Consider the following 20,009-nt stretch of genomic DNA (forward strand, 5'->3'; position numbering starts at 1 on the left):
GTCGATCGGCAGGTGATCAAAGGGAACCGGCTGGGCGTTCGCGGGGGAGACCGCGAAGGCGAATAGCAACAGCGTGGCGCGGTAGGACAAGCGTGACAACATTCCCTACTCCAAGAATCGGCACCTCACCGCGCACTCCCTGCCGCGACGCACAAGGGCGCAGCACGCGTTCACACGCAAGCGGTGGGTGTTAGATCAGACACGCCCACGAGCAAACGTCAAGCCGTTACCCGGCAGAAGCCGGTGATCCGCTCGGAAAACACCGTCCTATGACAGATCTGTTGGGACGGTGATCGGATCGGGATGCCCGCTCTTGCCTGCCTTAGCACCCGCCGCCAAGCTGGTTTAGCCATGTGTTGATGAACAGCGCCAGGTCGCTCGGCGTGATGGCCTGATCCTGGTCAAAATCGGCCACCAGTGTCTGGCCGGTGATCGAGGCGAGCCAGTCGTTCACGAAGCCGGCGATGTCGCTCGGGGTGATCGAGCCGTCGTGGTCCCAGTCGGCCGAGCACGAGGGCGGCTGTGATGTCACCGTGCCCGAGAGCAGCACGATCCGCACCGGCTGGTCGGGATCATCGGAGATGATCGCGAGCGTTCCGCTCTTGGGGCCAGGGGCGGACGTGTCCATCACGATCGAGTGCAGGTTGGAACCGCCGCCCGCCGCGTCGATGAACACGCCTGCCGGTGCGCCGAAACCGCTCGAGGCGTCGAACGAGTAGTGCAGATCCGAGATCCCCCCCGCGGTCCACAACGCGACATCACCGGCGTTGAACACCGGGAGATCCGCGGAAGCCGGGGCGTTGAGCGCCACCTCGCCGAACTCGATCGCCGCGACCGATGCCGCCTTCGCCGGCACCCGCAGATCCAGGAACACGGGCAGGTGCCCGGCCCCCGCGCACACGTTGATCAGGGCCTGCGCGATCGCCGGGCCCACCATCGCGTTCCCGGTTGTCGTCAGCGTTGAGTCGAACGACGTTCCATCATTTCCCCACGCCCTGTAGGAGTGGTTCGGGTCATTCCACGTCGTCGTGCTGTACGCGATGTTCGGATTGCCGATGTAGTCCAGCCCCGAACCGTTGATCAGCGACGCCGAGAGCAGGATCTGGTCGTGCCGATCATCCATCCCGCCCGCGCCGGCCGGATCCTGCGTGTGCACGAAGCGGTATGCCGAGTTGTTGTTCCACGACGCCGGCGTCTTGATCGGATCGAAGAACCGACCGGTGTTGTTGACCTGCGAGCCGATGAGCTCCGCGTAGAACGATTCCGTCGCCGACTGCACGTTCAGGTCGCCGGCCACCAGGAAGCTGTACCCAACGGGCAGACCTGTCCCCGCCATCGTCTGCCCCGACAGGTTCACCGCGTTCTGCCCCTCGGCGTTGTCGCGGATGCGTTGCGACTCAATCAGCCGTCGCCCCTCCGAGTTCGTCCCGCCCTGCGCCTTCATGTGCACGGCGTAGCACCCGATCGACGCCGCGTTCGAGGTGTACCCGATCGGCCTGAGGTCGTACCGGTACGTGTTCCGCGGCTGGTTGCTCGTGCTCGTTGATCCGTAGCCGACAATCGTCGTCCCCAGGTAGCCCACCTTGGATACCCGGTAGAAGAACGCCCCGTCGGTGTCCGGTCCGTCGATGAACGGCGCCGCCGCCCACGTCCCCGGACCGCTCGCCGCGTTCAGGATGCTCAGGAACGAGTTCACCGCCGACTGGTTCAGGAACTCCAGCGCGATGATCACATCCGGCGTCATCGACCGACCGTTGAACTCGGCAAAGATCGCTGTGGTCAGATCGGCGTTGCGCCCGCCGCCGTAGTTCGAGATGTTCCACGTGGCGACACGGAGCTGAGCGACCGCTGGAGCGGCAACGCTGAGACAGGCACCGGCGGCAAACGCGCCCAGAAGCGTGCGGGCGGAAAAGCGAAGCGTCATGGGTTCTCTCTCGTGGGCGTGCGGGCGGAACGGCCCGTGCGGGGTGCATCGACCGCGCGGCCGGCGGACAGTCGCACAATGTACGCACGTCTAGCCACCGAGCGCCACTCTTCGCGCTCCGTTCGCACAAATAAACGAACCCTCAACACATCCGGTCGGACATGGTTTGGGCTCGTGCCGTCGCAGAACGTCCCAGAATACCCGTGGTAGGACCGTGTTCAGGACGCCGGGCACCCGTTCGCGATCGCGCCGAACCACGCCTGGATGAACGCCGCGATGTCCGCCGGGTCCACGTCCCCATCACGCTCGAAGTCCGAGTCCGTTGATCCCGTCGTGATGCCAAAGAACCAGGCGTTGACGAAGACGGCGATGTCCACCGGCTCGATCACCCCGTTGCCGTCCCGGTCGGCTCTGCACGACGTCCCCTGGAACTCGAACGCCCCGACATCCGCCAGCGGCCCGCCGATCGAGATATCCGGCATCCCCGGATCATCGCGCGTCCGGTTGCGCATCGCCAGGTCCAGCGGTACGCGCTCGAAGGTGTTCCCGTCGTTGTCCAGGTCCGCCGTGTCCAGCGGGATCGCCGCGTTGTTCGCCCGGTCGATGCACGGCGAAGCGCCGCGGAGCTGCAGGTTGTCGTCCAGCGTTCCCACGATGTTGTCGGCCCCGTCGGCGTCGACGAACCGCGGGTTCGCGTTGAAGTTGCCGCCCCCCGCGTAGCCCCCCTGGATGTCCGACGACGACACGTTGGCCACGCCGAAGATCGCCGCCGTCGGGTTCCCCCACACGATGCTGTTCGTCACCGCAATCCGCGCGCCCGTCGTCCCGAAGGGGTTCGTCGCCAGCACCGCCGCGTTCGGATTGCCGCCGTTGCCCGAGAGCGTGCAGTTGATCAGGTCCAGGAACGCCGAGTTGGCGCACGCCGCGCCGCCCTGCAGCGACGGCGCCCCGCCCGCTGTGTTGCCCGAAAACGCGACGTTCACCGCCGTCGCGTTCCCCAGGTTGTGCACCGCTCCCCCCGCCAGCGTCGCCCGGTTCCCCAGCAGCCACAGGTTCTCCAGCAGGCACGTCGCCGCCGTGTTGCTGATCGCCCCGCCGAACCGCGCCGAGTTCTCCAGGAACGTCGACGTGATCACCGTCAGCGACCCCGCCTCCGCCAACAGCCCGCCGCCCACCCCCGCCAGCGCCGCCGCTTCGACCTCGTTGTTCCGGATCACGCAGTTCGCGATCGTCAGCGACCCCCCCGTCATCCGGATCCCGCCGCCCAACTCGTTGAGGTTGTTGTACGCACCGGTGATCGTGAACCCGTCGAGCCGCGATCCTGTAGCCCCCGAGACCACCACGTGGTACGCGTTGTCCCCCGGCTCTTCGACGTCCCCCAGTTCACCGCTCAGCACGGTCGGGTTCGCCGCGACATTCCGCTGCGCCAGCGAACTCTCGTTCCCCAGGAACCCGCCGTACACCGCGCACCCCGAGGGGAGCGTGAACACCACCGACCGCGCATCGCCGGGAATCGAGGCGTTCGTCGGCGTGTAGACCGCGCGCGCCACCCAGATCTCCTGCACCACCCCGCCCGAATCGCGGGCCATCGCCAGCGCCGTCTCCAGCGACGTTACCGCGTTCAGCCACGATGAGCCGTCCGCCGTTCCGACCGCCGCGGGTCTTACGTAAACCCGGCGCGGATGCACCAGCGCCGCCTGCACTCCGTTCACCCCGCAGAATCCCACGCTCGGCGCCGCCGTGATGAAGATGGCGCCCGTCGATGTCACCACGTCGTGCTCCGCGTGCGTCACCCCCGCCACGAACGAGTTCACCGGCATCGCCCCGCCCACCGTCTGCGGATTCGGGCTCGTCGAGCCGCCCACCGTCACGTTCGTCCGAGCGATCGATGAGTCCGGCTGGATCGAGTACGTGTACACCCGGTACCGCCCCGGCACCAGGTTCGAGATCGTCAGATCCACCGCCCCCGCCGTGCCAAGGTCCGTTACGTCGTCCAGCAGCATCCCGAACTGCCCCGTCGTGTTCCCGTTGTCGAACGCGAACGCCGCCGGCGGGTTCCCCGCTCTCGACAGCGAAGGCCCCGCCGCCCCCGACACCGTCACCAACGCGAACGGCCCCGCACCCGCGGCCGCCACCGTGTTCCACACCCCAGCCTGTCCCGCCGCGCCGCCAAACGTCGGCGACCCGGCGCCGGGCCCCGCCCCGGCGTCAAAGTCGATATTCACGGATTGCGCACCGGCTATCGCCGCGGCGACCCACGTGATCGCGGCCGCTCCGAGCCTGCGGGCGAGCATGACCTGTACCTCCGTACGACAGACTAAACGCCCCGTGGGCCACGTCAAGTGGGCTCGGCCCTAAGAGCACGCGGAAGCAACCGCCGCAAGCCAATCGTAGATAAACCCCGCGACATCCGCCGGGTCCACCGTCCCATTTCCGTCAAAGTCTCCCGCCACAGTCCCGGTCCCCAGGCTCCCCAGCCACACCGAGATGAACAGCGCAATGTCCGTCGGATCCGCCACGCCCGATCGATCGATGTCCGCCGCGCAGTGCAGCGACCCCGCATCGCCCGTCAGCCGGAACGCCACCACCCGGTTCGTACTCAGCGGATCCCCGTCGTCCACGATCCCCACCAGCGACCATCCCCCGCCCGGCAACGGCGGCCCGAGCGCCAACCCCTCCATGTTGAGGTGGCTTCCCGAATACAGCAGCCTCTTCCCTACCGGCGTGTACGCCTGCCCGATCAGGCCCGCATCCGTCGGCGGCGCCGCGATGTCGCTCGCCCCCTGCATCGCCAACTCGTAGATGCGGCTCTGGAACGTCGGGATGATGAACGGCGCGGCCAGCGACCGCTCGAGCGACAGCACCACCCCCGATGGCAGCACCACCAGCGCGCTGACGCCGCTCCTCGACCCGCTCGTCGGTGCGCCGTGTAGTGGCTGCACCGCGCACGCGAACTGCGACGAAGCGACCGACGGCAGCAGCCCCGCGCCGGCGCTGGTGTACCGCACCAGTCGCACCGTCGTCCCCGCCGCCTGCGTGGAGAGAGCGCCGTCCACCGTCAGCGCCTCCTCGTTGCACACCCACACCTCGCCCCCGCCGCTCCTCATCGACACCGATTCAAATCCGAAGTTCGTGCGCCGGCTGGCGAACACCGCCGGCGCCGCGATCACCCCCGCCAGCGATCCATCCACGAGCCGATACTCGCGGACCGACGGCCCCCCCTCCTCGCACAGCAGCACGCTGTACCGCAGCGCCCCTGTGTACGCGATGTCCTCGAAGTCCATCGTCTCCGCCAGCGAGACCGCGCCCGCCACCGACGCCGACACCACCGCGCCGTCCGCCGCGAGCACGAGGTCGAGCATCACCACCTTGTTCGAGTTGTCCATCACCGCCGCCCACCGCGCCCCCGCCACATGCGTGAGCCCGCTCAGCCCCGTGATGGTGAACGCCTGCCCGTGCTGATCCACCGCCGACGACGGCAGGCCCACGCTGTTGCGGTACGTCACCGCCAGCGGCTGTGCCCACGCCGCGCCGGCTCCAACCACGCTCCACGCGGCCGCCACCGCCAGCGCCATGCTCCGCGATCCACCCGATCGTTCCATACCCAAGGCCGCCCCCTTCCTGAAGACCCGCCCCATACAACCCTTCGAATTGAGAACGAACGGTCTGTCTATCGGCCTGATCGACCCTACCACGCCTGTCAACCCACGCCCGTCAACCGCTGCCAAGCCCAGCCGCGCACCGCTCACGCCACAGCCCGCGCATCACCGCCCCGAACCTCGCCGCAAACCCCGCGCCGTCGCACAGCACGCTCCCCCGCATCGTCTCCCGCAGCCCGCCGCGAAGCGCCGCGAGACGATCCCGGTCTCCCGCCAGCCCCGCGGCTGTCTGCACAAACTCATCGTCACTCCCCGCCGCCAGATCCGACAGGCCCACCGCCGACAGCAACGACAGCCCCACGCGCGAGGCGTGCACGCCGCCCACCTTGCTCACCACCGGCACCCCCATCCACAGCGCCTCGCACGTCGTCGTCGTGCCGCAGTAGGGGAACGTGTCGAGCGCGATGTCGATCTCCGCGTACGCCGCAAGGTGGTCCGCCGCTCGATCGTGCGGCGCGACAATCCGCACCCGATCCACCCCCAGCCCCGCGGCCGCGAGCCGCCCGCGCAGCACCTCGCGCACCTCGGCCTGCACCAGCGCCATGTTCTTGATGACCAGTGTCGATCCCGGCATCGCCTCCAGCACCCGCGACCACAGCCGCAGCAGCGGGGGGTTGATCTTCTGCAGCGCGTTGAACGATCCGAACCGGATCCCCCCCTCCGCCCGCCCGGCACGTGCCGCCCCCGCGTCCCCCTCCTGCGGCTCGTAGCACAGGAAGCACGGGTCCAGCCGCATCAGCCGCTCCGTCGCGAACCGCTCGGCTTCCCCCGGCGGGTCCGTCAGCGAATCAACCAGCCGGAAGTCCACCCGCGTGCACCCGGTCGTCGCCGGGTATCCGAGGTACGTCCCCTGCAGCGGCGCGCACCGCTGCGCCATGGGATCCAGTGCCGGCTCCCCCGTGTACCCACCGAGTTCAATCAGGATGTCGATCCGGTCGCCGCGGATCGCCGCCGCCTGCTCGGCGGTCCCCACGCCGGCGAGCACGACAAACCCGGCACCCATCGACGCAAGCCGCTGCGACATCCCATCCGTCCGCGAGGACGTCATGTACATCCGCACGCTGAACGACCCCCCGTCCAGGTTCCGCAGCAGCGGCCCGAGGAACCGCGCCACCACGTGGTTGTTCAGGTCCGCCGAGAGAAGCCCGATCCGCAGCGGCCGCTCCGCGTCCAGGTCCCACGCGCCCGGCGGCTGCTCCGGCAGCCGTGATTCAAGCAGCGCCCCCGCCGCGCGGTGCAGATCGAACGCATCCGCCGGCTCCACCGTCGGCTCGTAGTTCGCGGCGAACGCCCGGAACCGCGCCAGCCGCAGCGATCCCGGGTTCGCCGCGCACCCCGCCCCGGCGATCTCCACGGCCCGCGCGGTGTCCCCCAGCAGCAGCGCCAGCCGCCCCGCCTCGATCGCCAGCACCTCGCTCGCCGGGTGCGCCTTGAGCCCGCGCTCGGCGATCCCCAGCGCCCGGCCCAGTCGCTTGGCCCCCGCGTGCGCCGAGGCGAGCTTGGCGAGCGCGTCAGGATGCTCCGGCGACCGGGCCAGCACCCGCTCCACCGCGCCCGCCGCATCGTCGTACCGCCCCAGCCGGAAGAGCAGGTCCGCCCACGCGAACGCCGCCTCCGCCACCTCCGGCGCCGCCTCCGCCGCCCGCTTCGCGTAGAACTCCGCCTGCACCAGCTTCCCCTGCATCGCCAGCGACGCCGACATCAGCGAGTTCGCGCCGGGATCCCCCGGCGATCGCTGCAGCACGCGCAGCGCCCCCGCGCAGGCCTGCTCGAATCGCCCGGCATCGAACTGCCGGTAGGCCTGTTGGAGCGGTGCTTCGGCCATCAGCCGCGATCGTAACCGGTTCGCGGGAACCGCATCGCTCGGAGCGCCGCCGAGCGGGGCCACCAACGAAAAAGGCCCCGGATCACTCCGGGGCCCTGTGGATCAATCGTGCGTTTGCGCGATGCCTACGCGCTCGCCGTCACCGGCCGGTCACCCTTGTCCTTCTTCGGCGGGGTCTCCGTGGGCGATTCCTCGAAGCTGAAGAACAGGTGCTCCTCGGGCTTCTTGCCGTTCGCATCCGGCTCGTCGTCCTTCTTCGTCACCTTTACCTTGCACGGCGGCTTGAAGTCGCCCTGCAGCAGCATCTCCGACAGCGGGTCCTCCAGGTACGTCCCGATCGCCCGCCGCAGCGGCCTGGCGCCGAAGTCCGGGTTGTACCCCTTGTCGATCAGGAAGTCCTTCGCCTTCTGATCCAGCTCCAGCACCACGCCCTGGGCCGTCAGACGCTTCATCACCTTGCCGACCTCCAGCTCGATGATGTTCGTCAGGTTCTCCTTGTTCAGCGGCCGGAACACGATCACGTCGTCAAGCCGGTTGATGAACTCGGGCCGGAAGAACCGCTCGATCTCCTTCATCAGGATCGTCTTGATGTTGTCGAAGTCCACGCCGTCCGCCCGCTTCTGGAAGCCGAAGCCGCCGCCGCCCTTGATCAGATCCGCCCCGATGTTCGAGGTCATGATCATCACCGTGTTGCGGAAGTCGACGTTGCGGCCGAACGAGTCCGTCAGCCGGCCCTCTTCCATGATCTGCAGCAGCATGTTGAACACGTCCGGGTGCGCCTTCTCGACCTCGTCGAGCAGCACCACCGAGTACGGCCGCCGCCGCACGCGCTCCGTCAGCTGGCCGCCCTCTTCGTACCCGACGTACCCGGGGGGAGCGCCCACCAGCCGGCTCACGTTGTGCTTCTCCATGTACTCCGACATGTCCAGCACGATCATCGCGTCCTCGTCGCCGAACATGAACTCCGCCAGCGCCTTGCACACCAGCGTCTTGCCCACGCCCGACGGGCCCAGGAACAGGAACGAACCCATCGGCCGCTTCGGGTCCTTCAGGCCCGCACGCGCACGCCGGATGCTCTTGGAGATGGCCTTGATCGCCTCCTCCTGCGACACCACGCGCCGGTGCAGCTCCTTCTCCAGGTCCAGCAGCCGCTGGGCCTCTTCCTTCTCCAGCCGCTGCAGCGGGACGCCCGTCATCTTGCTCACGACCTCGGCGATGACGTTGTCGTCGACGATCCCCGAGATCTCCTTCGTCTTGTCCCGCCACTCCTTCTGCAGCCGCTCCTTGTCGCGGCGCAGCTGCTCCGCCTTGTCACGCAGCTCCGCAGCGCGCTCGTAGTCCGCGGCCTTCACGGCCTCGTCCTTCTCCACGCTCAGCCGCTCGATGTCGCCCTCGAGGTCCGCCAGGTTCGGCGGCTTGGTCATGCTCTTGATCCGCACCCGCGCACCCGCCTCGTCGATCACGTCGATCGACTTGTCCGGCTGCACCCGCCCCGAGATGTACCGCCCCGAAAGCTCCACCGCCACCTTGATCGCCTCGTCGGTGATCTGCACGCGGTGGTGCTGCTCGTACCGGTCCCGCAGGCCCTTGATGATCTCCACCGTCTGCTCGTTCGTCGGCGGATCCACCGGGATCGACTGGAACCGCCGCGCCAGCGCCGCGTCCTTCTCGATGTACTTGCGGTACTCATCGAAAGTCGTCGCGCCGATGCACTGGATCTCGCCGCGGGCCAGCGCCGGCTTGAGCACGTTCGACGCGTCGATCGCGCCCTCCGCGCCGCCCGCGCCCACCAGCGTGTGCAGCTCGTCGATGAACAGGATCACGTTCCCGGCCCGCCGCACCTCGTTCATCACCGCCTTGATCCGCTCCTCGAACTGCCCGCGGTACTTCGTCCCCGCGACCATCATCGCCAGGTCCAGCACCACCAGCCGCCGGTCGTGCAGGATGTCCGGAACCTCGCCCGAGATGATCCGCTGCGCCAGACCCTCGACGATCGCCGTCTTCCCCACCCCGGCCTCGCCCAGCAGCACCGGGTTGTTCTTCGTCCGCCGGCACAGCACCTGCACCAGCCGCTCGATCTCCGTCTCCCGGCCGATCACCGGGTCCAGCTGCGTCTCCCGCGCCAGCTCCGTCAGGTCACGCCCGAACGAGTCCAGCGCCGGAGTCTTGCTCTTGCCCTTCGACCGCGCCTCGCCCGACGACGACCCGCCGCCCGACGCCGCCGCCTCGCCCGGCCCCGACGACGCCGCGCCGCCGCCGCCGGTCGCCTCCTCGCTCTCGGTCCCGGCGCCCAGCAGGTTCAGCACCTCCTCGCGCACCTCCTCCAGCTTCAGCCCCAGGTTCATCAGCACCTGCGCCGCCACCCCGTCGTGCTCACGCAGCAGCCCCAGCAGCAGGTGCTCCGTCCCGACGTAGTTGTGGTTGAGGTTCCGGGCCTCCTCGATCGCGTACTCGATCACCTTTTTCGCCCGCGGCGTCTGGGGCAGCTTCCCCATCGTCACCATGTCCGGGCCGGCCTTCACCAGCTTCTCGACCTCCAGGCGCACCTTCCGCAGGTCCACGTCCAAGTTCTTCAGAACGTTCGCGCCGACCCCGGAGCCCTCCTTCACCAGCCCCAGAAGGATGTGCTCGGTCCCGATGTACTCGTGGTTGAACCGCTGCGCTTCCTGGTTGGCGAGCGCCATCACCTTCCGCGCGCGATCGGTGAATCGTTCGAACATCGACGTCACTCCTCGCCGTCGCATCCCTGGCGGCGGCCTTTGGCACCGGAACGCCTCGCCCCTCTGGGCCCACCCGCTCCGGTGCGGGACCGTGGTGTCCCGGAGTCTCCCTCCGGGCTTTGCCGACCTCTGTCAACTCTAGGAATGCGCGGCAGCCCGGCAGTCCTAAAACCTCACGCCTCGTGTGACGCTTACGCCCCAGACCCAGCGGTGTTCTCCGCCGCTCTCGCGTTCTCACATCACCGAGCCTCTTTATCGTCAGCACGCATCGTGCCATCGCCCAATTCCGGAGATGAACACGCGTTTCCCGCTCGCCAGCCCCGGTCCTGGGTCCCAATACCCTCACAACCCGCGCGCGCCCGTCATCCCTCGGCCAGCCCCTGCCAGAACGGCACCCGTGAACCGGTTACCCCGCGGTGACCACCCCAGACACCCCGCTACCTCGCCTGCGCGCGCCTCGAGTCTTCAACGATCTGGATCGGCACGATCTTCTCCGCCGTCGCCCCCGTCACCTTGTCACGCATCGTCACCTTCAGGTTGTACGTCCCGATCGCCAGCGTCGGTGGCAGCGTAATCCGCTGAACCAGGAAGAAATCCCGCCTCACCCGCCGCGCCACGTCCTTCACAACCTGCTCCGGCCGGTACAGCGCCTGGTACCCGTCCGTCGCCGCGTACACCGCCACCTCCTGCCCCAACTCCGTCACGTACTGCTCCGCCTCCTGCCCCTCCGCCGGTCGCGCCGTCGCCGGGTGGTCGCTCCCGCTCCACGCCCGCTGAGAGAACCCCGCCACCTCCACGTACACGATCATCTCCTGCGACCGCCCCGCCGTGAACGTGTTGCGCGCAAACGGCACGTACCGCCCGAATCCCTCCACCCGCTCGCACAGCGCCAGCGCCGGCACCGACAGCACCCCTGCCTCCGCCGCCAGCCGCTGCGACAGGTCCTCCACGATCCGCGCCGTCGCCTCGGGGTCCGCGGCGGAGGCCGACTCCCGCGCCATCGCCCTCAGGCTCTGCCGCAGCGCCTCCAGCGACCGCGCCTCCGCCGCCGGCAAATCCGCCGTCGCGCTCGCGAACCGCGCCGCATCCTCGTCGCTCCCCAGCGCCGCCAGCATCGCCAGCTTCAGCCCCACCTGGTACCCGCTTCCCGCGCCACCCGCCTGCTCCCGGATGACCTTCGCCAGATCCTCCACCAGCGCCCCCATCCGCTCCCCCGCCTGCACCTCGACCTGGGCCGGTTCCGCGACCGGCCTCGGCGCCGGCTCCTCGACGACGTTCGGTTCCCCAGACGCTGACTCAACCGCCCGCTCCGCTGCTGGCGCTGTTGCCGCCACCGTCGGCTCTGGCCTCAGCCCCACAACCGCTCCGCGCCCCGCCGCCGGCTCGGTCCCCAGCGTCCGCGCCCGCCCCGCTTCATCAAACATCGCCTGCAGGTCCGTCGAGGCGTTCGACAGCAGCGACGTATCCGCCGCGCCACGCTCCGTCACCGCCTTCTTGCCCATTGTCGCCACCGCCCCGCCGTCATCGCGGCTGGTCCCGCTGCACGACACCAGCACCAGCGCCCCCCCCGACCCGATCAGCCCCGCCGCGACCACCGCCACCAACGCGGTTGCAGAACGCTGCGAACGCTCCATGACTGAGCCTCCTGCTGCCCGACCGACAGCGCACTTCCTGCGCACTGCCCCCGCCACGCCCCCCCTGCCCGCCCCGCCACCAGCCCCGTCTCATCGGCGCATCACCCCAGCGCGCTTGTAAATCGCAGCGCCAGCGTCTCCAGGTTCCTCACCGGGTCCCCCAAACTGCTCTTAAGCGCCACATCTGTATTGATCGCCGCCTGCAGCAGCCCCGCCGCCCGGTCCGGCGACAGCCGCTTCGACGCCCGCACCAGCCGGTCCACCTCGTCCGGCCTCCCCCAGATCTTCAGCGTCCTCATCAGCGACTGCGGGCTCTCCCCCTGCGCCATCCCGCGGCTGAGCCCGTGCACCTTCCTCGCCAGGTCCGTGAACGCCCACCCCAGCGGCACCGGGTCCTGCCGCGATACATCGACCAACTCCCTCAGGTGCGTCAACGCCTCCCGCGCATCCCCCGAAAGCAGTGAGGCCTGGATCGCGAAGAACTTCTCCTCCCGCGACATCCCCACGAACTCCTTCACCAGCTCCGGCCCGATCGGCTCCCCCGGGTTGGCCAGCGCCAACTTCCCCAACTCCGAATCGATCCGGCCCAGTTCCGGCCCCACCAGCTGCACCAACTGCGCCGCCCCCGCCTCCGTCAGCGTCCCCCCGTGCCTCGCCGAGCACCGCGCCCGCGCCCACCGGGCCGCATCCGCCTCCGACGGCGGCTCGCACTTCATCACCGCCCCGCGCGCCCCCAGCGCCGCCACCGCCTTGTCCAGCCGCCCCGGCCGCCACGTGTCCGCGCGCAGCACCAGCGTCGCCGAGTCGCTCGGCTCCTCCGTGTACGACTCCAGGATCTCCCGCGCCGTCTTCACCCGCGCCCCGCGCCCGCCCTTCACCGCCTTGGGCGCCTCCGCTCCCTCCTCATCATCCGTGCTCTTCACGAGGTCGTCCGCGTTGTCGACAACGACGAGCTTGTACGAGGCCATCAGCCCGTACGACCGGCACTCATCCAGGATGTCCGCCACGCCCCCCGTCCCCCCGGACGCCGCCCCCAGCGCCCCGCCGTCAAACCGCACCACCTGCACCGCATCCCCCGCCCCGTGCACCTTGATCAGGGCCTCTCTGAGCTGATCCGTGTACAACTCCTGCAGGAACCGCTCCGGTCCATGCAGGATCGCCACCCGCGTCTGCGCCGAGAGCGCCGCCCGTTCCGCTTTTCCAGCCGCACGCGCCATGCCCCCAGCGTACCGCCCATCACGGGCCCGGGCGGCCCGACCGGTTCCGCCCACCCCGCTCCAGGTCCATTGCTCCCGCGCCCGTCCACCAGTATCCTGGCGAACCTACACCCCGTGAGGCCGCACCATGCCTTTGTGCCCCGCAGCCACGCCGTTCGCCCGCCGGTCTTACCTGCTGGCCGGATTTGCCGCCGCGTTCCTCGCTGTGGCCAACGCCCTGGCCCAGGACCCCGGCTACCACCGCCAGATCCGCGCTGAGGACATCGCGTACGCCCGCACTCCCGACGGCCTCACCTCGACCATCACGGTCATCCCCTCGGTGGTCAATACCACCCCCGACCCACTTGACCTTGGCACCATGATCACGGTCGAGGTCAACGGCCTCGTGGTCGGCGCCGCCGCCGAGACGCTCCTCCTCGCCGGCGGTGGTGGAGGTGGTGGCGGGGGGGGTGGGAGCGAGTCCTGCGGCGGCAATCCATGCACCGGCCGTTGCTTCGGCGGCCACGGCTTCTGCACACCAAACCCGTTTATTCCGTCCTGGTGCATGTGCTGGCCCTTCCTCATCGGAGGCGGCCTCGAGTACACCCTTCCGTCCCCCCTCGACCCGGGCGACACGATTACCGTCCGTTTGTCTCCTCTGCCCGGCTCCGAGCCGGAGATCTACACGGCGGACGATGAGGCCTCCATCGTCGCGATCACCTGCGTCCTCTGCCCCGCCGACACCAACTGCGACGCGCAGTTCACCCCGGCCGACATCGCGACCTTCATCAGTGCCTGGGTCGGTAGCCTGCAGGGCGGCACGCTCGCCGGCGACTTCGATGGCAACGGCACGGTCGCCCCCGCCGACATCGCGGTGTTCATCAACGCGTGGTTCAGCGGCGTCACCAACGGGTGCTGAGTTCCCGCGTCACTCCGATCGCCTCTCGCTTGACCGTATCGCCCTCGCTACCCATCGCAATGTATCTTGCCTACACGGCAGCGCCCCGCTCGCCGCCCGTGTCACTTCTTACCCGGTGCCGGCACGTGCTGGTCGATCAGGATCGTGTTCCCATCCGGGTCCTGCAGCATCAGGCTCGCGGGCCCCGTCGTCGATTCGTCCGCCTCGGTCGTCAGCGCCAGGCCTTGCTTCTTGAGCGTCCGCTGGATCTCTCGCACATCGTCGAACTCCGCCAGCGTGTTGCACGCCCGGTCCCACCCGGGGTTGAACGTCAGGATGTTCCCCTTGAACATCCCCTGGAAAATCCCGATCGTGCTCGTCTCGTTCTGCAGGATCAGCCAGTTCTTCGCCTGGTCCCCCCCGCGGACTCGGAACCCCATCTTCTCGTAGAACGCACGAGACGCGGCGATGTCCTTGACGGCAAGACTGACCGAGAAGTTGCCAAGCTGCATGGGATGGTCTCCGGGTGCGTGGGTGGCGGCGGGCGCCGCCGGCGTCGACGCCGGCTGGGTGAGCGCCCCGAACGGCGACGCCGCGAGTCCGCCAAGAAAACCGACAAAAACGCCTACGATGAGCCGAGTCATTGGTCTCTCCAGTTCCAAGCAGGAACGCAAAGGTGAGCAGGGCTGGGCTGAGTGGGGAGGGGGGCTGGGGGGTGGGGGGTGGGGGGTGGGGGACCCGGGCATCCTACAGGCTCGATCGCGGAGGTCTTGCCAGATCTTGCGGACTCAATCAAAATCCCACGCCGCACCGCCCACCCGCTACGTCGAGCGGATCAACCTCGCCATCGACCACGTCGTGACGCACCTCGCCGAGCCGCGCCGCCTGCGCCTCAACGACGTCTCTCAGGCCGCCGGCCTCTCTCCCTTCCACTTCCACCGCGTCTTCCAGGCCATGGTCGGCCAGACGCTCGCCGAGTTCGTGAAGCGACTCCGGCTCGAACGCGCCCTGCACATGATGGCCCACGGCCGCAGGCCGTCGCTGACCACGATCGCCCTCGCCTGCGGCTTCTCCTCCTCATCCGATTTCACCCGGTGCTTCACGCAGCGCTACGGAGCCCCCCCGAGCAGGTTCGACATCAAGGCCTGGCGCGAGGCGCACAGCGCCGAACTCGAAAAGACCATCCCAGGTTCCCCCTCGCGCCCGCACCTGGGCCCGCTCCCCGCTCCGTCCGCCGCCGCGGGCGACAACCCCGACGGCTTCACGGTGAAGATCCGCGACCTCCCCGCCCGCACCGTCGCGTACATCCGCGTCCACAATCCCTATGAGAGCGAGGCGCCCGTCAAAGCCGTCCACCGCCTCCTCGCCTGGGCCGAGCGACACGCCCTCGCCGACGGCCAGTGGCTCGGCTACCAGTGGGAGAACCCCGAGATCGTCCCCCTCAAGTACTGCCGCTACCACGCGGCGGTCGAGATCCCCGCCTCCACCCTTGATCGGCCCGGACGCGCGGCGAGCACGCGCCGAGCCGCCGGATCCGCCGCGTTCGGCGGCGAGATCGGCCGCTTCCGCTTCCCGCCCATGGTCGTCGCCCAGGTCGAGATCCGCGGCACGATCGACCTCGAACTCCGCGCCCTCCAATGGCTCTACGGCTCCTGGCTCCCCACGAGCGGCTACGTCCCCGACGACCACCCCTGCTTCGAAGCCTGGATCGGCCGCCCCTTCGCCCACGGCATGGAGCACTTCGAACTCCACGCCCAGTTGCCCGTGAAACGCGGCTGATTCCCCGCGGTCGCGCGCGGCCCGACGCCGCGATACGCTCCATCCATGCCCAGTTCGCCCCTTCACGATCGCATCGCCGAGTCATTCCGGCGCCAGCAGCTCCTCTCCACACTCGGTGCGAGACTGCTTCGCGTCGCTGACGGCGAGGTGGACATCGAGTTGCCATGGGCCGAGACGATCCAGCAGCAGCACGGCTTCGCGCACGCCGGAGCCATCGCAACCATCGCCGATTCCGCCTGCGGCTACGCGTGCCTGACCCGGATGGCCGAAGGCTCGGCCGTTCTCAGCGTCGAGTTCAAGATCAACCTTCTCGCCCCGGCGGTGGGCGAGCGGTTCGTCGCGCGGGGACGCGTCGTTCGAGTCGGCCGAACCGTCGGCGTCGCAACCGCGGAAGTCGTCGCGCACGCAGCGGCGAAGCCCGATCAGTGCGTGGCTTTGATGCAGGCGACCATGATGCGCGTCGAGCCAAGGAACGGCGCGGGAGGCTGAACCCGGAGGCGGTGCGGGTCTCGATTGAGAGCACCGCGCCGTCACCCACGAGCAATCCACGCAGCCATAGGACCAGGAGCAACCCCGCGACGACCAGACCAAACATGACCGAGTCCCAGTTCTGGGTGCATCTCGAGTTCCGCCTGTGCCGCGAGTTTCAGGGCCTCCCGGAGCGGCGATACCAATACTTCTGGTGCGACGGCATCGACCCCGAGCAGTACACGCTGGACGCCCCCTCGCCGCGGATCAGCGGACGGGCCACCATCTGCAACGGCCCGATGCAGAGCTGGACTTGGACGTTCGTCCTTCTCCTTCCCCGGCCGGTGTCATCCCGCGATGCCATCGAGTGGGCCTCGCTCCTCCCTCCCGAGAACATGACCTGCTGGATGTCGTTCGATGAGGACAAGCAGTCCCTCGAGATCGACCCATCCGTGGCGAAGCCGGACCTCTGATCACGTGCCCGGGGAGCACACGCCCCAAAGTCCTCCCCAACCGCGCCGCCTCATGCCGCGGCCTCGCACGGCCGCTGCTGAAACATACAGTGGCCTTCATCCCTCCCTCGAGGCAGCGCGTCACACGTATCCAGTGAGATCCAGACATGGGCCCGACGCAGATTGATGATGGCGAAATCGCCGGGCTCACACTCAACCTCACCGGCTCATTCGATCCGAGGGTGTTCCTGGATGGCCTTGCCCTCCGACCAATCCGATATGAACTGTCGAAAGACAACACCGTCACCGAGCTCTACCGGGGCAAGGGCCCGACGCAGTTCGCGCCGAGCCGCAGGATCGAACTGGACAGTGCGAAGTTCTCCGTGCCCGGGCCGAAGTCGATCCCCCACCTCTTCGATACGCTGCTCGCGGCTGTCGCTGGGCTCTCTCCCGAAGCCCGCGCCGCATGGCACTGCCTGACCGCGCGAACGGCGGACATCGGCGTCTATTGGACAAACCGCAGCAACTGCGGCACGGAGTACGACGTACCCAGCCGCATCGTAAAGTCGCTCGGCGATGCGGGCATCTCGCTCCGCATCTCGGTCTATGCCACCGACGAAGCGATAGAAAAGGCATGCCGCGAACATGGTGCGCATACAGACAACCCCACCGGGGAACCACCCCCGGCTCACAACTGAGTCGCCGCATGTTTCCGCGGGGTGCAAGGGCTATTCCCCCGCCGCAACCCGGTTATTCTCCGGGAGTTCAATGACCCCCATCCCCAACTGGCAGCGCGAACTGGAGATCGTTGGGGGCCGCCGTGTTGGTGTGGCCGGCGCGTATCCGAAGACCGGGCCCCGGCCGATGCACGCAGTGCGCCTACGACCTTCGCGGACTCGCCGATCAACTGACCTGCCCCGAGTGCGGACATTCCGGCAAGCCCACTCCGGATGACCAATAGTCCGGCTCAGTACTGAGGGGGTGGAGGGTGTCGGGAGGCGGGACCTCCCCGCCTCCCGACATCAGCATCGCGCATCACCACACGTCTTCCGCGCTAACCACGGGAGAATCAGCGGGCCCGTGGCAACGCGCACTCGCCGCCATCCGGTGCCGTCTAGGGCGCTGTGAAAGCGCTCCCCACCATGCGTGCACATCCTCGATGTACCCGCGGCCGTCCATCGGCCATCTTGTCAGAAGTGCGAGGCGCCATCAAAGTAGTGAGCAGGTGCCCGCAGTCGGCCCCGCGCCCAGTCCTTCATCGCGATGGTCGAATGAGCATGTTGGATCGTGGACCTGTTGAGCACTAGCGCCCGAACCCGGTCCTCGTCGGAGTAGGTCTCATCCATCCATCCCACGAGCCACCGCAGGCCCCGTGTCATCGTGCGAGCCGACATCCGGTCCTCATGATCCGCCTCGCACCTGCAGAACAGGTCGAAGTGCGGACCATGCCAGGACGTAGGCCGGAACTCAACTCCCCAATACCCGGACCCCGGAGGCGTCCTCTTGATGACAAAACGACTCGGAACGACACCGCAGTTCACGTACACGCCGGCGCCCCATCGGCTTCGTTGCAGATGAATGAGACGAGTCAGTTCGTCGCCGGTGCGCCAGAACAGTCCCCCACGACCCCTGTATCCAAGCGGTCTCGCGATCCCTCGCACCACCTTGGCCATTTCGGTGCAGTTCATCGCTCAACGCGGCTGATCGCCGCTCTCAAGAAAGGGGTCACGGGTCTACGCACTCGACAGCAGCCGAGTCCAAGTCTACTTCGTCGCCCCTTCCTGCATGGAGTCTCGCCGTCCATCCCATCGTCACCCATAACTCATTGCACGTACTCAACTTGAGCATCATTTGAAAATCCTATCAAAACCCTATTGACATACCGTCAAAAACCCGTATCCTGCACGGATCATGCTCAACCTCCCCTCCTTCAACCCCTCCCCCGACCTCGCGGCCAAGATCCTCGATTCCGTCACCGACCCCACCCTCACCCTCCGCGACGTCGCCGACCTCCACCACACCACGGTCGAAGCCCTCATCCTCTGGTTCGCCGAGCCCGAGATCGCGGAGCGCCTGGACCACATCGAGTCCACCATCGCCCGCCGCACCCGCATCGTCGCCTCCAACTTCCTCCCCGCGGCCACCATCGCCCTGGGCCGCTCCATCGACGAGCACAACGCCGACGAAGCCCACTTCCCCGTCCGCCCCGGCGACCAGCGCGGCCTGGAACTCCGCCGCCGCTCCCGCGAAACCGCCCGCCGCGCCGCCGCACTCCTCCTTCGCCTCGCCAACTTCACCCCAGGTCCGCGCCGATACCGCGAGGCGCCGCAACCCCTCCCGCGCGACACACCAAGTGACATCCCGGTTCCCAGCCCGAGCCCTGCGTCAACCCTCGCCCCCTCTTCGCCTCTCCCTTTCAACCCGGCCCCACATCCCGTCGCGTTCAATCCTTCCCATCCCCTTCCATCCGCTCCCGCGCCAGCAGCGCGGCGCCCAGCAGCCCCGCGTTGTCCTCCAGCGTGCTCGCCACCACATCCACCTGCTTGCACCGATCCGGGAACGCGTACTGCCGCGTCGCATGCCGAACCTTCTTCACGAACGGCTCCCCGAGCGCCTCCGTAAACCCGCCGCCCAGGATCACCCGCGGCAGCGACAGCAGCGTCACCGCGTTCGCCGCCGCCAGCCCGATCAGGTCCGCCGCGTCCTCCACCACCAGCCGCGTCAGGTCGTCGCCCTCGGCGTACGCCCGCGCGATCAACTTCGATTTGATCTTGTCCAGTTTCCCGTCCGTCAACTCCGACAGCGCCGAGGCGTTATTCGACCGGATCAGCATCTCCAGCCGCTTCGCGATGTTCGTCCGCGAGCAGAAGTTCTCGAGATTTCTTGCCCCGAACGGCGCCCCGGGAAACAGCGTCGTATGCCCGATCTCACCCGCCGTCAGAAACCCGCCCGAATACAGCCGGTTGTTCAGCACCAGCCCGCCGCCCACGCCTGTCCCGATCCACACCCCCAGCATGTCCGAGGCCCCCTTCCCCGCGCCCAGTTTCCACTCCCCATACACCGCCACGTTCACGTCGTTGTCCACCACGATCGTCGTCTTGAGCCGGTCCTTCAGGATGTCCGCGAGCGGCACGTCCTTCCACCCCAGGTTCACCGCGTTGAGCACCACGCCCGACTCGGGGTCCACCGGGCTCGGCGCCCCGATCCCCACGCCCGCCAGGTCGCCGATCTCGACACCCGCCTGCTCGCACGCCTCCTCGATCCCGTTGATGAGCCGGTCCAGGACCTTGTGCATCCCCTGGTCCGCCTGCGTCCTCTTTCGGCTCGCGCCGATGATCGAGTCCGACGCGTCGACGACGCCGATCTGCATGTTCGTGCCGCCGAGATCAACGCCGACGATGGGCCGTTCCTTGGGCATGCTCACTTCCTTGGATGAGCGCGCAGCATACCCGCG

Annotated in this window: 16 protein-coding genes; 5 read left to right on the top strand and 11 right to left on the bottom strand. The window is 68.4% G+C overall.

All coding sequences use genetic code 11. The annotated features are described in order from the left end of the window. Positions 1–322: 322 nt before the first annotated feature. The 7 genes from KF745_14610 to holA form a co-directional block, all read right to left on the bottom strand. Positions 323–1,924: a hypothetical protein gene (locus KF745_14610; GenBank protein ID MBX3359648.1), complete on the bottom strand. Its 1,602-nt coding sequence runs from the start codon at positions 1,922–1,924 to the stop codon at positions 323–325. Positions 1,925–2,142: 218 nt separating this feature from the next. Further along, a complete protein-coding gene (locus tag KF745_14615; GenBank protein ID MBX3359649.1) occupies positions 2,143–4,218 on the bottom strand; it encodes a hypothetical protein in 2,076 nt (691 codons plus the stop codon). Between the two features lie 60 nt (positions 4,219–4,278). Further along, complete coding sequence (locus KF745_14620) at positions 4,279–5,499, bottom strand: esterase-like activity of phytase family protein (protein ID MBX3359650.1); 1,221 nt, start codon at positions 5,497–5,499, stop codon at positions 4,279–4,281. A 139-nt stretch (positions 5,500–5,638) separates the two neighbouring features. Then, positions 5,639–7,408 (bottom strand): tetratricopeptide repeat protein, encoded by a 1,770-nt coding sequence (locus KF745_14625; protein MBX3359651.1) that lies wholly within the window; start codon positions 7,406–7,408, stop codon positions 5,639–5,641. Between the two features lie 125 nt (positions 7,409–7,533). Next, positions 7,534–10,128: an ATP-dependent Clp protease ATP-binding subunit gene (locus KF745_14630; GenBank protein MBX3359652.1), complete on the bottom strand. Its 2,595-nt coding sequence runs from the start codon at positions 10,126–10,128 to the stop codon at positions 7,534–7,536. Between the two features lie 437 nt (positions 10,129–10,565). Further along, on the bottom strand, positions 10,566–11,762 hold the full coding sequence (locus tag KF745_14635) for a hypothetical protein (GenBank protein ID MBX3359653.1): 1,197 nt from the start codon (positions 11,760–11,762) through the stop codon (positions 10,566–10,568). Between the two features lie 101 nt (positions 11,763–11,863). Next, a complete protein-coding gene (gene holA / locus KF745_14640) occupies positions 11,864–12,979 on the bottom strand; it encodes a DNA polymerase III subunit delta (protein MBX3359654.1) in 1,116 nt (371 codons plus the stop codon). Between the two features lie 127 nt (positions 12,980–13,106). On the opposite strand from holA, the gene KF745_14645 reads away from it, so the two are divergent. After that, positions 13,107–13,877 carry a hypothetical protein gene (locus KF745_14645; GenBank protein MBX3359655.1) on the top strand — a complete coding sequence of 257 codons (771 nt, stop codon included), beginning with the start codon at positions 13,107–13,109 and terminating at the stop codon, positions 13,875–13,877. 101 nt (positions 13,878–13,978) lie between these two features. On the opposite strand, the gene KF745_14650 is transcribed toward KF745_14645, so the two are convergent. Beyond that, entirely contained in the window at positions 13,979–14,500 is a 522-nt protein-coding gene (locus tag KF745_14650; GenBank protein ID MBX3359656.1) for a VOC family protein, read from the bottom strand. Positions 14,501–14,636: 136 nt separating this feature from the next. Between KF745_14650 and KF745_14655 the strand changes: the two genes are divergently transcribed. The 4 genes from KF745_14655 to KF745_14670 all read left to right on the top strand — a co-directional run bounded on the left by KF745_14655 (position 14,637) and on the right by KF745_14670 (position 17,253). Continuing rightward, positions 14,637–15,635, top strand: coding sequence for a helix-turn-helix domain-containing protein (locus KF745_14655; protein ID MBX3359657.1), 999 nt, complete (start codon positions 14,637–14,639; stop codon positions 15,633–15,635). 45 nt (positions 15,636–15,680) lie between these two features. After that, positions 15,681–16,124, top strand: a complete 444-nt coding sequence (locus KF745_14660; GenBank protein ID MBX3359658.1) for a PaaI family thioesterase — start codon at positions 15,681–15,683, stop codon at positions 16,122–16,124. A gap of 104 nt (positions 16,125–16,228) precedes the next feature. Then, a complete protein-coding gene (locus tag KF745_14665; GenBank protein ID MBX3359659.1) occupies positions 16,229–16,576 on the top strand; it encodes a hypothetical protein in 348 nt (115 codons plus the stop codon). A 146-nt stretch (positions 16,577–16,722) separates the two neighbouring features. Beyond that, positions 16,723–17,253, top strand: coding sequence for a hypothetical protein (locus tag KF745_14670; protein ID MBX3359660.1), 531 nt, complete (start codon positions 16,723–16,725; stop codon positions 17,251–17,253). A gap of 492 nt (positions 17,254–17,745) precedes the next feature. On the opposite strand, the gene KF745_14675 is transcribed toward KF745_14670, so the two are convergent. The 3 genes from KF745_14675 to KF745_14685 form a co-directional block, all read right to left on the bottom strand. Continuing rightward, positions 17,746–18,243, bottom strand: coding sequence for a DUF4304 domain-containing protein (locus tag KF745_14675; protein MBX3359661.1), 498 nt, complete (start codon positions 18,241–18,243; stop codon positions 17,746–17,748). 175 nt (positions 18,244–18,418) lie between these two features. Further along, positions 18,419–18,886, bottom strand: a complete 468-nt coding sequence (locus KF745_14680; GenBank protein ID MBX3359662.1) for a hypothetical protein — start codon at positions 18,884–18,886, stop codon at positions 18,419–18,421. A 112-nt stretch (positions 18,887–18,998) separates the two neighbouring features. After that, a complete protein-coding gene (locus tag KF745_14685; protein ID MBX3359663.1) occupies positions 18,999–19,973 on the bottom strand; it encodes an ROK family protein in 975 nt (324 codons plus the stop codon). Positions 19,974–20,009 lie beyond the last annotated feature (36 nt).

The sequence above is a fragment of the Phycisphaeraceae bacterium genome, assembly GCA_019636655.1.
Taxonomy (GTDB): domain Bacteria; phylum Planctomycetota; class Phycisphaerae; order Phycisphaerales; family UBA1924; genus JAHBXB01.